This is a genomic window from Photobacterium swingsii, from assembly GCF_024346715.1.
Taxonomy (GTDB): Bacteria; Pseudomonadota; Gammaproteobacteria; order Enterobacterales; family Vibrionaceae; genus Photobacterium; species Photobacterium swingsii.
Window position 1 is genome coordinate 1,364,688 of sequence record NZ_AP024853.1, and the last position, 15,762, is coordinate 1,380,449.

The 15,762-nt window shown below is 44.8% G+C and carries 16 protein-coding genes; 6 read left to right on the plus strand and 10 right to left on the minus strand.

Translation table 11 applies throughout. The features are described from left to right. Positions 1 to 8: 8 nt before the first annotated feature. From OCU77_RS23265 to OCU77_RS23290, 6 genes are read right to left on the minus strand one after another with little or no spacing between them, the layout of a single operon-like run. A complete protein-coding gene (locus OCU77_RS23265; protein WP_048899613.1) occupies positions 9 to 1,382 on the minus strand; it encodes an AMP-binding protein in 1,374 nt (457 codons plus the stop codon). Positions 1,383 to 1,394: 12 nt separating this feature from the next. After that, entirely contained in the window at positions 1,395 to 1,994 is a 600-nt protein-coding gene (locus tag OCU77_RS23270) for a COG4648 family protein (RefSeq protein WP_048899614.1), read from the minus strand. Further along, positions 1,994 to 2,251, minus strand: coding sequence for an acyl carrier protein (locus OCU77_RS23275; protein WP_048899615.1), 258 nt, complete (start codon positions 2,249 to 2,251; stop codon positions 1,994 to 1,996). The genes OCU77_RS23270 and OCU77_RS23275 overlap by 1 nt, the downstream gene beginning before the upstream one ends. 6 nt (positions 2,252 to 2,257) lie before the next feature. Then, the gene (locus OCU77_RS23280) at positions 2,258 to 2,515 is read right to left on the minus strand and encodes a phosphopantetheine-binding protein (RefSeq protein WP_048899616.1); all 258 of its coding nucleotides are present in this window, start codon (positions 2,513 to 2,515) and stop codon (positions 2,258 to 2,260) included. Positions 2,516 to 2,552: 37 nt separating this feature from the next. After that, entirely contained in the window at positions 2,553 to 3,341 is a 789-nt protein-coding gene (locus OCU77_RS23285) for a lysophospholipid acyltransferase family protein (RefSeq protein WP_048899617.1), read from the minus strand. Further along, complete coding sequence (locus OCU77_RS23290; RefSeq protein ID WP_048899618.1) at positions 3,342 to 4,082, minus strand: beta-ketoacyl synthase chain length factor; 741 nt, start codon at positions 4,080 to 4,082, stop codon at positions 3,342 to 3,344. A 138-nt stretch (positions 4,083 to 4,220) separates the two neighbouring features. On the opposite strand from OCU77_RS23290, the gene OCU77_RS23295 reads away from it, so the two are divergent. Both OCU77_RS23295 and OCU77_RS23300 read left to right on the plus strand, forming a co-directional pair. Continuing rightward, complete coding sequence (locus OCU77_RS23295) at positions 4,221 to 4,607, plus strand: hypothetical protein (RefSeq protein WP_048899619.1); 387 nt, start codon at positions 4,221 to 4,223, stop codon at positions 4,605 to 4,607. Between the two features lie 137 nt (positions 4,608 to 4,744). After that, positions 4,745 to 5,812, plus strand: a complete 1,068-nt coding sequence (locus tag OCU77_RS23300; protein WP_048899620.1) for a methyltransferase — start codon at positions 4,745 to 4,747, stop codon at positions 5,810 to 5,812. 59 nt (positions 5,813 to 5,871) lie between these two features. Here the strand turns inward: OCU77_RS23300 and OCU77_RS23305 are convergent, their stop codons facing one another. After that, a complete protein-coding gene (locus OCU77_RS23305) occupies positions 5,872 to 6,750 on the minus strand; it encodes an alpha/beta hydrolase (RefSeq protein ID WP_048899621.1) in 879 nt (292 codons plus the stop codon). Between the two features lie 331 nt (positions 6,751 to 7,081). On the opposite strand from OCU77_RS23305, the gene OCU77_RS23310 reads away from it, so the two are divergent. Beyond that, positions 7,082 to 10,378, plus strand: coding sequence for a S41 family peptidase (locus OCU77_RS23310; protein WP_048899622.1), 3,297 nt, complete (start codon positions 7,082 to 7,084; stop codon positions 10,376 to 10,378). A 100-nt stretch (positions 10,379 to 10,478) separates the two neighbouring features. On the opposite strand, the gene OCU77_RS23315 is transcribed toward OCU77_RS23310, so the two are convergent. Beyond that, positions 10,479 to 11,645: a glutathionylspermidine synthase family protein gene (locus OCU77_RS23315; protein ID WP_048899623.1), complete on the minus strand. Its 1,167-nt coding sequence runs from the start codon at positions 11,643 to 11,645 to the stop codon at positions 10,479 to 10,481. A gap of 212 nt (positions 11,646 to 11,857) precedes the next feature. Between OCU77_RS23315 and OCU77_RS23320 the strand changes: the two genes are divergently transcribed. Both OCU77_RS23320 and map read left to right on the plus strand, forming a co-directional pair. After that, the gene (locus tag OCU77_RS23320) at positions 11,858 to 12,064 is read left to right on the plus strand and encodes a ParD-like family protein (protein WP_048899624.1); all 207 of its coding nucleotides are present in this window, start codon (positions 11,858 to 11,860) and stop codon (positions 12,062 to 12,064) included. Further along, entirely contained in the window at positions 12,057 to 12,833 is a 777-nt protein-coding gene (gene map / locus OCU77_RS23325; RefSeq protein WP_107302978.1) for a type I methionyl aminopeptidase, read from the plus strand. The genes OCU77_RS23320 and map overlap by 8 nt, the downstream gene beginning before the upstream one ends. An 87-nt stretch (positions 12,834 to 12,920) precedes the next feature. Here the strand turns inward: map and OCU77_RS23330 are convergent, their stop codons facing one another. Beyond that, on the minus strand, positions 12,921 to 13,529 hold the full coding sequence (locus OCU77_RS23330; RefSeq protein ID WP_048899625.1) for a TetR/AcrR family transcriptional regulator: 609 nt from the start codon (positions 13,527 to 13,529) through the stop codon (positions 12,921 to 12,923). A 122-nt stretch (positions 13,530 to 13,651) separates the two neighbouring features. Here OCU77_RS23330 and OCU77_RS23335 point away from each other — a divergent pair, with 122 nt between their 5' ends. Next, positions 13,652 to 14,800: an MBL fold metallo-hydrolase gene (locus OCU77_RS23335; RefSeq protein ID WP_239686020.1), complete on the plus strand. Its 1,149-nt coding sequence runs from the start codon at positions 13,652 to 13,654 to the stop codon at positions 14,798 to 14,800. Between the two features lie 66 nt (positions 14,801 to 14,866). Here the strand turns inward: OCU77_RS23335 and OCU77_RS23340 are convergent, their stop codons facing one another. Beyond that, positions 14,867 to 15,760, minus strand: a complete 894-nt coding sequence (locus tag OCU77_RS23340; RefSeq protein ID WP_048899626.1) for a LysR family transcriptional regulator — start codon at positions 15,758 to 15,760, stop codon at positions 14,867 to 14,869. Positions 15,761 to 15,762: the final 2 nt, after the last annotated feature.

The window sequence follows — 15,762 nt, forward strand, 5'->3', positions numbered from 1 at the left end:
GCTAACGGTTAGTCTGAAAATAGCGTGACAAGCGCTTGGAACTGGCGTTTCCCTTGGCTATTCAAGGGGATTTCATCCACAGCGCGGAAACGACGTGGAATACCAACAGGTTCTAGCCATTGGCGTAGTTGTTGACGGATTGCTAACCACAGCTTCCCTTTCCCTGTTTCAACCAGTGCTTGTTGCCCTTCTGGTGTGAGTGTAATAACTGCACCCAGAATTAAGCGGTGACCTTCATCAAGCGGTAAAACAGCGGCTTCTTCAACCCAAGCGAGTTGGCTAAGGCGTTGCTCTACATCGACTAAAGAAATACGTTTCTCTTCGATTTTGACAATACGGTCAGCACGGCCTTTTAGCTGAAATTGGTTATTCGGCAAGAGCTCGCATTGATCGCTGGTCTGGTACCAAGCCTTAGTGTCTATGAAAGGTGACTGTAAACGCAGGCATTGCTCTGCATTTAACATGACTTGGTGACAAGGGAATAGTTGCCACGGTGTTGTGGCTTCATGTTGCTGACGATAGCCAATACCACCGGTTTCGGTACTGCCAAAGACCTCAATAGGCAAGTGATTGAAGAGCGCTTGGCTGTGCTGTGCTGCTGTGTGCGGTAGTGGCCCACCAGATGAAAATATTTGGCGATAAGGAGCTGTCGCTGTCATATCAACAAGGCGTTTTAGTAGCGCTGGACTACTGATCAAGCAGGTATCAGAAGATGCCTGCGCCATCACTTGTTCCGGATAAATGAGATCATGACGCGCAAAAGCTCGACCGCTGCAAAGTGGCCATAGTACGCGAAACAGTAAGCCGTAAATATGTTGGTGGGAAACCGTACTGGTTATTTTTGAGGCTTGTAACTGTTTGCCCCAAATTGACTCTAGCACATCAATCTCCGCCGCAATGCCAGATAATGATTTTTCGATGGCTTTTGGCGTACCACTAGAACCCGATGTAAACAGTGTTAGCTTAAGGGTATCGAGTGCCAATGTTGCCAGATCATATTCCGATACTGTTGTACGAGCCTGTGCGGTAAAAGGCAGTGTCAGCGAGGGGGTATTAGCAATTGCAGCCACTTCGTCATCGTGCAGTAAGATCTCAAATTGTTCAGATAATTCTGCCAAAGCCGCTGGTTGGTGATTACCCGGCAAAATGATGTGTTTGCCACTGTGTGACAACGCCATAAAGGCAACGGCGAAGTAGTAGCTATCTGCAAAGCACAATGCCCAGCGCACTTGGGGCTGAGTATTAAGGTAAGCCGCTAACTCACACACATCATGTTGGAATTGCTGCCATTGAGTATCATCTTGAAAAGCAACCAGCGAATCGGCTGGACGCTTTTCGAGCATGACATTCGCCAGCGAGGTATAGGAAATGGTCTGTGTCATGGCTGTCTCTTTCTACCCATTTTTCTTGTCGTTTTGCTGTTGGTTGTTATGTGGTTCGACGTCTTCTCGGACAAAGAAACGCACGATGAACTCAACGATAAATAAAGTACCAGCGGCTAAATAGCTAATTAGGCCGTTGTAAAGCGTCCATACGGCTAAAGGTTGGAAGCAGGTATAGAGTGCAATTGAGCCATTAATGACAAAAAACGCACACCAAACTTTGGTTACCTTACGCGTGTATCGCACACCACTGGCGGGTAAATTGGGTTCTTGCAGGCGGGCTAAACGTTCAACTAAGGTCTCTTTTTGCCACAGGCTCATACTGAACAAGCCAAACATGAGTGTGTTGACCACTACTGGGTAAAACGTAAACCAACCTTCTTGCTGAAAGACGGTTCCCAGTAATGTAAGGACAATACCTGTGGCGCCGCTTAGCCAAGCAACGTATTTGAGCTCTCGTAATCGAGTTTGGTTTCCAGCGATAATGCGCAGCAAAAATAAAAACGCTAGCAGCCCAGCTACAACCCCAAGACCCCATTGGCTTAGGCCATAGTAAACTGCTAGCGGATAAGCTAATAAAGCAATCGCTGACAGAATAGTCAGCGCGCGCATTAGCTTTCCTTCAGAAGTTCAATCACAGCATCTACAACGTCATTTACGCTGCGTACTGACTTAAACTCTTCAGGTTTGATTTTTTTGCCAGTTAGATTTTGTAGGTGCACTACAAGATCCACAGCATCGATGCTGTCTAGGTCTAGCTCTTGATATAGTTGTGCTTCTGGCGTGATGTCAGCAGCATCAATTTCAAATAATTCAACTAGCGCATCGCGCACTTGTTCAAATACTTCGTTACGGTTTACGTCTGTCATAATGGATTACGCTTTGTTTGCTGCAATGTAGTTAGCTAGGTTTGCTACTGAGGCAAAGTGTTCACGAGTTTTCGTGTCATCGGCATCGATCACTATGTTGTATTTTTTCTTGATCGCAAGGCCAAGCTCTAGCGCATCGATAGAGTCTAAACCAAGGCCTTCACCAAATAGTGGTGCATCGGTTTCAATGTCGTCGACAGCGATATCTTCTAAGTTTAGTGCTTCAATGATTAAAGCTTTTAATTCTGTCTGTAATTGTTCCATGTGAACCTACTTGTCATATTTGAAATCGATGGGTGTCTTATAGTGCCGAAGGCGGAAAAAGGACTTCCGCAAGGTGGCTATTTAAATGACGAGCAGCTGTTGTTACAGAATCTGCATCATCAATAAAACGTGTTGTGTGTATTTTATCTTTTACCTCAACACGAAAAAAAGGTTTATTTTTCGGTACGTTATACCACTTACTTTCTTTGGTCAGAAAGGAGGGGGAAACGGTAATATGGATTAATCTTATATCACTTCGAGTGCGTATCGCAATCTGCGCTGCGCCTCGCTGTAGCTTCGATTTCTGCTGTGGTGTTGTGCGTGTACCTTCAGGGAATATTAATAAAACATTGCCATCCTTAAGGCGTTCCGAGCAGTCACTGATCAGGTTGTCTGGGTCACGGTTAGGAATGTACCCAGCAGCTTTTACTATGCCCTTAATAAAGGGGTTATTCCATAGTGCCGCTTTCACTAAGCAATCGCATTGTGGCATGCGCGACGCGATTAACACGTAGTCAATCAAGCTAGGGTGATTGGCAACCACTAAACAATTGCGGTCTTGGCGCAGAATATCTTCACCAATAAATTCGTAATCAATTGCACCTGTAAACTTCATGGTGCGACAGAAAAAAGCAAAGGTACGTTGAATAATGGCTTGAACGCGCATCTCACGTTGTTGCTGATTACGCGCTGACAAGGTCATTACAGGGAAAACAAGGAAGGTTAACGCAAGTGCGCCGACACCAAACAGTGAAAAGCAAAAACCCGTGGCAAAAATGCGCCAATAGCGGTTAATTTCAGTTTTCATGGTTGAGCTAGCTGCCATTTAGTTAACGACTCCACCTTTAGTTACCCAATGCCATTGGTTGCGTTGAGACTCCACCGACCATTGGGTGTTTGCACGTTTAACATGAGCAATAAAATCTAAGGCATGTGGTAGCGGGTAGCCAGGATGTTCGCTACGGCGAGGTGTCCAGCTTAGCTGATAATCTTCACCTTGGGTTACCAGCATAGCAAGCGCATAACCGTGGAATGTTTCCTTGGTGAAGGGACGATAAACCTCGGGTACAGGTTCATCAAAGTCGACCACCAATACTTGGTGAGATGGATGTTGCGCTAAATAGCTATTTGCCTCGATCAATGCAGAAGGAAAAGTGTTTTCTCCTGCACTCAGGGATGAAACGGGAATCGCTTGTTTGGTCAAAATGGTATACAAGCCAGCCGCGGTATTATGCACTGATTGTGAGAATGCGGTTGGTGAAGCATCTTCACCTGCAAGAATGTCTTGTAAAAGTTGAACTGTGCGAGTCAGCTCACCGTGGCGACTGGAAAAGATAATATAATCAATTTGTTGTTCTAAGCTGATTGCAATTGCTGATTGTACGGCCAGTTTACTGAGCTTGCTCATGCGTCGACGCGCCATTGGCGGGATAAGATCATGTGGCACTGCCGCTGAGGGAGTAAGCCACTCATGATCACTTTCTGCCCAATGCTGCCAGTCCGCATTAGACGTTAAGCCAGCAGATAATGGCATCAGCTTATTTATGTTGAAAGATATGTTATTCATTTTCAATAGCTTACTTTTTGTTGAGAAACAAATTGCATTAATATGAGTAATAAATGACTAGCGATTTTTCACTCAGGATATATTATTGCAGGCTAATAAATCAATGTTCTATTACACCTAAGCCAATTAAGGAGCCCCATGAAAATCATTAAAGGGATAATTATTGCTGCGATGCTAACAGGCGTTGTGGGCTGTAGTCGTATGCACCCAGTTCTTAATGTTGATAACGCGCCAGTTTCATATAATGTACAAGCTGAACAGGTACGAAGCGTTATCTTGCAATCAGGTACTGATCGTGGTTGGATCATGGCAGAGACCAAACCTGGTACGATTCGTGGCGAAATAAATGTTCGCACACACAAAGCAGTTATTGACATTGAGTATAATGCAAAAACATACTCAATTCATTATGTTAGCTCTGAAAATTTAAAGTATGAAGATGGTAAGATTCACCGTAATTATAATCGTTGGGTGAACAATCTAGATGTCGATATTAAGAAAAATCTAGCTAAGATCGCTCAATAATTGATTATTTACTGTCTTTTATATAATTAATACTAATACTCGCGTTAATCACTTACGCGAGTATATCAAGCGTTATTGATATGAATAATGATTGTTATAATTACGCTTACACATCTAAATAAATAATTAGGTTTTTTGTGACTCAATATCAACAAGACCCGTTCACTGCTTTAGAAGCAAAAACGGAAGCTCAGAAATTGGCTTTTGCGCCTATCGTTTTTCATACCGCACGTACTCTTCGTGATCTTGGTATTTTAGAAGCGCTAGACTCAGCAGGTAGTGAAGGATTAAACGCGGATCAAATCGCAGCACAAACTGGCGTATCTGAATACGGTGTGAAGGTCTTGCTCGATATGGCGTTGAGTGCGCATATCGTGACATGGCACAAACCAAACTATGTATTAGCAAAACTGGGCTACTTCCTGCTGCACGATGGTATGACGCGCGCGAACATGGATTTCACTGCAGATGTTTGTTATGCCGCAATGATGCACTTAACTGAAGCGATCACTGAAGGTACACCTGCAGGCCTTAAAGAGTTAGGCGATTGGCCAACCATTTATGAAGGTCTATCACAACTGCCTGAAAAAGCGAAAGAAAGCTGGTTTAACTTTGATCACTTCTATTCTGATCGCTCATTCCCTATCTTATTAGAACGCGTATTTGCGGCGAAGCCAAAACGTGTGTTTGATATTGGTGGTAATACGGGTAAGTGGGCGCTTCAGTGCTGTAACCATGATGCTGACGTTGAAGTGACCATCATTGATTTGCCACAGCAGATCGAAATGGCCATGAAAAATGCGAAAGAGCAAGGCTTTGCTGATCGTGTTAATGGTTTTCCTGCCAACATGTTAGATAAGAGCCAAGCGTTGCCAAGTGGTGCTGACGTATGGTGGATGAGCCAGTTCCTTGACTGTTTCTCACCAATGGAAATCTTAAGTATTCTTCGTCGCGTACGTGAAGCGATGGACGAAGACGCAACAGTATATATCCTTGAGCTTTTCTGGGACGCACAGCGTTACGATGCCGCTTCATTTAGCTTGAATGCGACGTCGCTTTACTTCACATGTTTAGCGAATGGTAATAGCCGTTTCTACCGCAGTGAAGACTTCCTCGAACTCGTGGAAGAAGCGGGCTTCAACGTTGCAACGCGCACTGATGATATTGGCCTAGGTCATACACTACTAGAATTGAAAGCGAAATAGCGTCCAGTCAATACATGCGGTAATCAACCGCTAACAAAGTGTCATTGCTATTGTCTCGCTTACAGTGATGGCATTGTTTGATTGTTTGCTAACACCGCACTTGGTTCTTCACCGTTTGGTGATAGAGCCGGTGCGGTTTGTTGTAACCAGCCCAGCAAACGCTGTTGATATTCAGGGTGCTGAGTGGTTAATGCACGAGCATGTTTACACTCCGCTAAACGCCAAAATTCTTTTTCCCCTTGTAGCTGATCATAAATTCCCTCACCAAACTCGATAGGAACGACACTGTCTTGTTCACAATGCAGTACCAATGATGGCGCCACAGGCAGACTTTCGGCCACTTGATTCGCGGCATAATCATCACGCATGATCAGGTGTACAACCCACGAGAATAACTCGCCAAATGCACCTTGCTCCACCACATGTTCCGCGGTGTCGATATAGCTAGTAAAGGATGAATCTATAATCACGCCATCAATGGCAATGGGGTGATCGGCCCATGCACGAAGGAATATATTTCCCCCTGTTGAGGTTGCTACTGTGTAGACAGGTTGGATGGTCGAGGCTTTCACCTGTTCAATGTATTTGAGCACAGTTATAGCATCTAAGTAAGCGGCTTCGTCGCTAACAACCCCTGAAGAATGACCAAAACCTGAGTAATCAAATACCATTACGTCGTAGCCATGTTGGGTTAACCAATCAACTTTCTCTTGGGTTTCTTCCATGTGGCCGCTGTTACCGTGGAAATGAATAACAGCGCCCTGTGGCACTGGGTGCTCGGTCGGCAACCATAGGTATGCGATGTCGTTACCTGATTGCGATGTTAGCCAGCGAACTTCTGGGTTCAATGTGGCGCTTTTAGAGGGTGAGAAGAAGGTGCTGTTAGCACAGCCTTGTAGATAAAGTATTGCTAGAAAAAGCACAATCGATCTCAGCATAGTTACCTCTCAAATTGCCTTTTGCTAGCAGTTACGCTTTTACTAGCTTGAGTAAGTAATACGCACCTTGATGCGTTTTGGATCTGAGAGTTTAGAAAAGAAGGCTTCCAAGCTAAGGAGATAAGAGCTAATAGACTGAGTATAAAAGGAATAATCCATTTGTTTTTTTATACTGCAGCGGCTGCGTTTCAAAAAATTAACTGTAATGATGAGAGGCTAAGGGCGTTTCTTTGCTTGTAAGTCATGTAGATGAATGGTAGTTATGTACATTGTTCATAATAAGTAAAATCATTACCATTCACAAAACGGATGAGTATCAAGGAAAGGTATTATGCCAACTACCTCGATCAAGTACCTCTGCGCACTCGTTGCCGCATGCTCTGCTTCTTTTTCTTACGCCAATAACGATCCTCTATGGCTTAAAAATACAGCCCTATCACCGGATGGCAGTAAAATAGCTTTTACTTACCAAAGTAAAATCTATATTGCGCCTAGCCAAGGAGGGGACGCTCGTGCCCTGACTGGTGGTGACTATTATCCTCACGCGTTGACTTGGTCATCGGATAACTCAACCTTAGCCTTTGCGGCTAATCCCTTTGGTAATGATGATGTTTTTACCTTGTCGCTAGACAGTCTTGCCATGCAGCGTCTGACTTATAGCTCGGGCAGCGATATACCTACAGCTTTCACCCCTGATGGGCAGCAGGTGTTGTTTTCTACGACGCGCTCAACGCCGATAGATCAAGATTTCTATAGCCAAGCCAGTCCATGGTCATTTGGATCGCCGGGCAATCAGCTATATACCGTTAGCCTTGCCAATAGCGCCATGCAAAGTGTACTTGCGATTCCTGCTCGCCATGCACAGTGGAATGAGCAGCAAGACAAACTCTTGTATAACACGCCCCACAAAGATCAACGCTACCGTAAGCATCAAACTTCGTTTGCTGTTCCGACTATTTGGCTATTTGATGCTAAAACCCAACAACATCGCCAATTAACGCCAGATCGCGTGGCTGCGCAATCCCCCATTTGGGATCACAAGGGTGACGGTTTCTATTACTTGAGTGAACAGAGCGGTGATTTTAATGTTTGGTATTACAACTTAGCGACGAATGAAACCTCGCAGCTTACGCAGTTTGCTAAACACCCGGTCAGGGACTTAACTGTTGCGGAAAATGGTGATATTGCCTTTTCTTATCGTGGTGAGTTATATCGCATGACAGAAGGAAGTCATGAGCCTCAAAAGATTGCGTTAAATATTACGCATTTTGCACCAAGTAAAGATCGCTACTTTATAGCCAATGAGGCGTCGGCATTTGTGCCTTTGCAAAGAGATCCTGATAGTGATTCTGATGAAGTCTTGCTGGCGAGTTACGGTGATATTTTTGCGGTTGACGCAGAAAAAGACAAAGTAGTGCGCTTAACGGATTCCGCTGCTGCCGAAAAACAGATGGTTTATACCCCAGATGGTTATGGGGTACTTTATGCGGCATTAAGAGACGGTAATTGGGGCCTGTATGTTACAAAATCCTTGGTAGATGAAGAATTGCTATCTTCGGCGCCAGTGGTTAAGGAAGTCCCTTTCTTGCAAGTGGAGGGGGTAGATATTACTCAACCTCAATATTCACCTGACGGGGCTAAATTAGCTTTCGTTGTGGGTGGACGTTCGCTCCATGTGATTGACCTTGAAGATTACGATCCCAATAAAGCCTTACCAGCTAAATTAATTAGCGCCTTGAAAGGAGGTAATCAACTGGTATTGGGGAAAGAGCTTATTTCACCTGAAAATGTGAGTGAGCGAGGCAGCTTACAATTTTCATGGTCGCCTGATTCGAGTCAGCTTGCTGTCCACGTAAACCCATCGCCCTATAACAATGATATTTTGGTTGTTGACGCTGAAGGTAAAAAGCCTGCGGTGAATGTGTCGCAAAATGGCTTCTATAACACACTGCCGAAGTGGAGTGATGATAGCCGTATTCTCAGTTGGTTATCGACGGAAGGTGGCCTGAAACGTACTGATGGTGAAGATGCAAACTATGTGATTAAAGGTGTCTTTACCAATGGTCAGGCGAAAGCGGATTATAAGAATGAAGTGGTACTAGAAGAAGATGAAATACCGTCTTATCCTTTTTCTGCGCGCAATCTTGAATACCGCCAAGCCTTTGAGTTTCCATTCTCAGGCAATATCCTCGATTTTGCTTTGTCTGGTGATCAGCTTTACGTCGTGGATGGCAAGTCGACCCCAGAAGGTGATGAACTGACACGTAGCTTTGTGTACGACATTCGTAAACAGCAAACTGAACTCCTGTTCAATGATTTACCGATTGCAATGGCGAGTGTGATACGTCCACAACAAGGGGTGATGTATTTACAGTTAGAAACCGATGTGGTGAAAGTTGATTTAGAGACGGCAGAGCAAACCTACCTGCCGATTAATTTGCCGATTGATTATCGCCATGAGCCGCGCAAAGCAGCGGCTTATCAGCAGATGCTAAAACAAACTGAGCAGCTTTATTATCGTCAGGATATGGGCAAAGTAGATTGGCATTACTACAGTCAGTTTTACCAACAATTTTTACCGCATATTAATAATGATAGAGATTTTGGCGTTTTGATCAGTGAACTATATGGTGAGCTGAATGCATCACATACCGGCGGTTATGGTGATCCTAACCAAACAGTGACTGAAGATGAAACGGCAGAGCTTGGTTTGGTGTTTACTAGCCAACGTGCTAACAGTTCGACGAAAGTACCAAGTGAAGGCTTAGTGATCGACAGCATTTTACCTGGTGGTCCTGCAGATCTTGGTGATGTTACGCTAGGTGTCGGTGACAAGCTGGTGGCGGTCAATGGTAAACCTGTAGCGACCTTGCCTGAACTAGCAAAAGCCTTAAACCATAAAGCGGAACAACAAGTTGAATTGACCCTAACTAAAAGCAATAACCTCATTAACAACAAAGAATGGCAGGTCAGAGTTACTCCGACTGATCGCGAGCAGATTTCGGTGTTAGTCGCGAAGCGTTGGGAGATCGAACGCCGTAACTATGTAACCAAGCAAACCAAAGGCAAAGTGGCCTATGTTTACTTGCCAGACATGAGCAATGCCTCGTTCCAGCACTTACGTTCTGAAGCATTAGGGCGTTTTCGCTCTGCTGAAGCTTTGATCCTTGATGTACGTTTTAATGGCGGTGGTTTCCTAGCCGATACGCTGATTGAGTTTCTCACTGCGCGTAAAGTTGCCGATGTGGTGCCGCACGCAGGGCGAGCCGCTTCAGATGCGAGTCGTCGAAATTGGTTGAAGCCTTCGTTAGTAATTGCGAACTCGGCATCATACTCTGAGGCCTCTGCGTTTAGTCAGTATTTCCAAGATCTGAAGGTCGGCCCTATCATAGGTGAACCTGTGCCAGGTACAGGTACAGCTGTAACTGGGTTTGAATCGGAAGTGTATGACGGCATCAGCTACCGTTTCCCATATTTGCCGCTTAAAAATATGAAAGGGCAATATTACGAGAACTTGGAACTTCAGCCCGATGTTTTGGTGTTTAATACCCCAGAGCAAGTGGCAAAAGGTCAAGATACACAATTGGATGCTGCGATCAGTGAAGCGATGAAACTGCTAGCACCTTAGTACACGGCGAGTGCTTTCGTTAAGGAAACAGCCTCATGATGAATGAGGCTGTTTTTTATATACCTGTTTTTTAGGTGGAGTGGAAAAGCCTGTTGGCTGACTATCCCATGATCACGTGCGGAATATAACGTGACATATCTTGGGTGACCAGCGAGCTGTCCTCGCGAATGGAGATGCCAGCAGCTTCATCATTCACCAGCCAACTGCCGATTAACGTGTAGTTATCACCAAATTTAGGCAGTGGATGAAAAGCCTGGTAAATCACCCCTTCATCGCCGTACGGGCCGTCGACCCGCAAAGTTTGTTGGCCATTTTGTACTACGGTAATGTTGGCGCCTTCACGCGCAAATAGTGGCTTTACGACATAGTCTTTAAGCGTTGATAATTCACGATCGTCGGCGAAAAAGGCTGGAAGTAAGTTAGGGTGACCTTTAAACTCTTTCCATAATAGAGGCAGTAAGGCTTTGTTGCTAAGAACTGATTTCCACATCGGCTCTAGCCAGTTAACTTTGGCTTGATCTAAATATTGGGCATAGTCTTCACGGAACATGTCTTCCCACGGATAGAGCTTGAACATCCAGCGAATAGGAGTGTCTTTGAGATCGGTAAATTCGTTGTTTCCATTGATACCTATGTCTTCAACGTGAACAAACGCCGTCGATAAGCCCGCCTCTTTGGCGCAATCTTCTATGTATTGTACTGTGCCGCGATCTTCTACTGTGTCTTTACAGCACGAAAAGTGAATAGTTTGCCCCGGTTGCATACTGGACAGCTCTTTGAAGCGTTTGATCAGGAGTTCTTGCAGTAAATTGCACTGATCAGCATCGCGACGGAGCTGGCCATTATCTACTAAGTCTTCAAGCCACAACCATTGCCAGAAACCCGTTTCATACAGTGAGGTGGGGGTATCGGCATTATTTTCATATAACTTTGCGAAGCCTTTACCATCGTAGGCAAAATCGAGGCGAGAATAGAGTGAAGGCTCTTGGCGCTTCCACGAATCCAGCACGTTTTGCCACATAGTTTCAGGAATTTGGAAGCGTTGTAGCCAGTATTCGTCTTTAACCACTTTGTCGACCATGGCTAAACACATTTGGTGGATTTCTTCGGTAGGTGCTTCGAGATCTTGCTCGATTTGCTTCAGGGTGAATTGATAGTAAGCCGTTTCATCCCAGTAAGGGTCTTCATACATAGAGTGAAAACCAAAGCCATATTCTTTCGCTAATGCACGCCAGTGCGGTCTTTCCTGCGCATTGATCCGAAGCATGGGTGTCCAACCTTTTATCTTTGATTATCGTGCTGATATGTAAGCGAATATGCCACTATCCATACCATGATCGCAACCCGTGACAACGAAGTTTATAGCGTGTTTCGCAGTTTAATTGTGCTTTGCGCCAATAAGGCATAGGGTTTACAGGTTTATATGATGTGTATATGATTCGTATATATTTCATATATTCAAGCTGATACGGTGTCACGATGGGAATCGTTAAAATTTCAGAAGAACTACACGAAGAGATCCGCAGAGCCAGTGGTGCGATGTCGCGATCGATTAATTCGCAGGCCGAGTTTTGGATCAAAATGGGCATGATGGCGGAGCTTAATCCAACGTTGAGCTATAACGAATTGGTGCGTCAGTTATTAAGCAGCGATGCTAGCAACTTAAAGGTGACTAATAATGATTAATGTGGTGGTGAAAACGCCAGAGCAAATTGCACTGATGCGTGAATCTGGCCGCTTGTTGGCAGAAGTCTTTACCATGTTAGACAGCTTTGTTGTTGCCGGTGTGACAACGATGGAGATTAATGATCGCGTTGATGACTACATAGTGAATACGCTAAACGCACGCCCTGCCAGTAAAGGTCAGTATGATTACCCTTACGTGCTGAATGCATCGATCAATGAGGTAATTTGTCATGGCATGCCGCAAGCGCACCGTGCTTTGAAAGTTGGCGATATTATCAATCTCGATATTACGTTAGAGAAAAATGGCTACATTGCTGATTCCAGCAAGATGTACATGGTTGGTGAGGTATCACCACAGGCGCGTAAATTAGTGAAGGAAACTTATAACGCGCTTTGGAAAGGAATAGCCCAAGTAAAACCTGGTGCACGCTTAGGTGATATAGCACATGCCGTGCAGCAACATGCCGAAAGCCATGGCTATAGTGTCGTGCGTGAATATTGTGGTCATGGTATTGGTCAGGCAATGCATGAAGATCCACAAGTATTGCATGTGGGCCGTGCTGGTACCGGCATGGTGCTCAAAGAGGGCATGACATTCACGATTGAGCCAATGATTAACCAAGGCACCCATCGCACAAAAACCAAAAAAGACGGCTGGACTGTCGTGACGCGTGATAAAAAATTATCGGCACAGTGGGAACACACAGTTGCAGTAACAAGTGACGGTGTTGAGGTGTTAACCTTGCGTCCAGATGAAGTTAGTCGTTAACAGGTCACTGTATTTGTTGAGGCGTATTCGCTTAATGACATGGGTACCATGCTCGTTACTGCGAGTACGCCCGTTTACTGTGGAGAGCTACTTCACTGCATACGCTGCTAAAAATTGATCGACAGCACAAGTGATGGCTAACTGTTGTTGTTCTTCTGACGCGATAGGTTGGTGCATCAAAATTTGAGGCCAAAAAACAACGGCTTTTAAGCTGGCGAAAAATTGCTCCGCGGCAATTTGTGGATGAGAAACGGCAAGTTTATCGGCGGTATTGGCGTTGTCGATCCACTGCTCAAAGCTGTAGCCTCCTTCGAGATTCTGTAACCTTTCTAGCATGATATTAGCGATGACATTAGAGCGAATACACTCAGTCATCACCATGCGTGAAAGAGTGAGAAATTCCGTTTGGCACAGTAACGTCACCTCCTTTTGGGCAATAGCAACAAGCTGTGCTCTAACGTCTGATTTCTCATCAAAGCTTAAGGTTTTCATTACCTTGCACCCTTCCAATAGCCTATCAACAATCACTGAAAATAAGCTGTCTTTGGTTGGGTAGTATTTATACAAAGTACGTTTTGATACCTCAGCCTGTTTCGCTATGGCTTCCATACTTGCTTGCTCTAAACCCTTTTCAGCAAAAATATTTATCGCTGATTGAATAATATTTTCTTGTTTAATTTCAGCCACTTTAGCCATAAATCGCCTTTTTGCTAAAAATAATGGTAAACGGTGGTGTTTACTTTTTCGTGAAAACCAATAATATTGAAAGTATACACCATCGTTTACTTTTGAGGCTAGCTGCAATTATGAACACTGCAATGAAAACATCTCTGGTTTCTGTTTTAGGCGTACTTGGCCTGGCTGGTGCAGCAGGTGGTAACGTAACGGGCGATCTTGTTAAGAGTGAAGATATCCGCCAAGAACGCATTGCTCAGTCGCCTCAATTTAAAGATGGCAAAGTGATTTCAAATATCGTCAAGGTCGATACGGATCAAGGTATGGCGAAACTAATGTGGCGCTTTTTTGCTGAACGTAGCCAAATGAAGCCAGCAAAGGCTTTGCCTTATCACGCGGTTGATACGGCAGCATTGGCGACACCGAGCGATGCATTGCGTGTCACTTGGCTAGGGCATTCTTCGTTGTTTGTGGAAGTTGATCGTACCCGAATTTTGATTGATCCTGTGTTTGATTATGCTGCGCCAGCTGCATTCGCTGGCTTGTTTAAACGTAATGTTGAAGCGCCAGTTGCGCGTGAAGACCTGCCATTGCCTGATGTGATTGTGATTTCGCATGATCACTATGATCACCTCGAAGAATCAACGGCACGTTATTTTGCGGATCAAGGCGTACGATTTTTAGTGCCGCTTGGGGTTGGCCGTCATCTTGAAGGTTGGGGGATCGATCCTAACTTGATTGATGAACTGGACTGGTGGGAGCACAAAGAGATCAACAGCGTGACCTTAACAGCAGCCCCTGCCAATCATAATTCAGGGCGAGGTTTATTCGATACCAATAAAACATTGTGGGCGTCTTGGGCGATTCAGGCTGATTCTGGTAGCGTGTTTTACAGTGGCGATACCGCTTATGGCGGTCATTTTACCGAGATCGGTGAGCGCTTAGGGCCATTTGACTTATCTTTTATTGAAGTTGCGGCTAACGTGAAAGACGGTGAAGGTTACCCTGTTGAGGGGTGGGGGCATATGCAAGCTTCCCATACTATGCAGGCGCACCTTGATGTTCGAGCGGAAAAGTTATTTCCCGTACACTGGTCGACCTATGAATTGTTTCTACACCGCTGGGATGAACCCGTGAATGATTTGATTGAAGAAGCAAATACCCATGGGGCGACGCTGGTGACACCTATGGTGGGAGACAGTTTAGATTTCTCGCAAGCTATCACGACAGATTACTGGTGGAAAAAACTTAATCAGCCAGAACAATCGTTAGTGATGAATCAAGCTGAGTAATCAAAGCGCATGAGTAAAAGGAGAGCCGATGTGTTCTCCTTTTTTATTTATGCCAGATTCAAATCATTACCGTTCGTTCATACTAAAGTTTGCGACAACCGTTGCGAGCTGATCACGCAGTTGACGTTCAGTATCTGACAGTATTTTGTTTTTTGGCCAAATAATATCGTATTGCGCGCTATGTTGGGTGGCAGAAAACTCAGGCGTAAAGGTTACTATCCCCTCTGGTAATGGGGCCGAGTGATCAACTGCCAGAAATGCCCAGCCAATATTCGCTTGTAAGGTAGCCAGTAAGGCGTCATAGCCTTCGCAATACCAACGTTGTGATGACATGGCGACTGTTTGGACGAGTTGGCTGTCTAACATTGAAGTGGCAACAAGTTGAGTCGATGTGGCTAAATCATCATTGCTGATGTGGCGTTTATGACGAAATGGGTGCTGCTTGCCACAAGCGAATATGTAGTGGATATGGCCAACAGCCGTGAACTCATAAAAACTGGAGTTACTTTCTAAACTAGGGGTAAGTGCTAAGTCGACTTGGTTGTTTTTAACCAAATCGAAAATTTGGGTACTCGCTTTACGTACTAATTTTAATTGCATTATCGGGTATTGCTTATGGATACGCTGAAGCCACGCCATGAAAGGGGCTAAGGGTAAATCTTCATCAAACGCAATCGTCAGCGAGACTGGTGAGCCTGCTGAAATTAATGCCGCACTATTTTCAAACCGTTCAGCACTATTAAGTGCAAGCTTGGCGCTGTCATACAAAGCCAGCCCTGCTTCCGTTACCTGCGGGTATTTCCCCTTTCTGTCGAACAATACGATATTTAATTCATCTTCAAGTTTAGCGATGTTGCTACTGATAGTGCTTTGCTGGCGGCCAAGCTGGCGTGCTGCGGCGCTGAATGAACCGGTGTCAGCAGCTGCGATAAAACTTTTGAGCAATTCTGAATTGATCATAC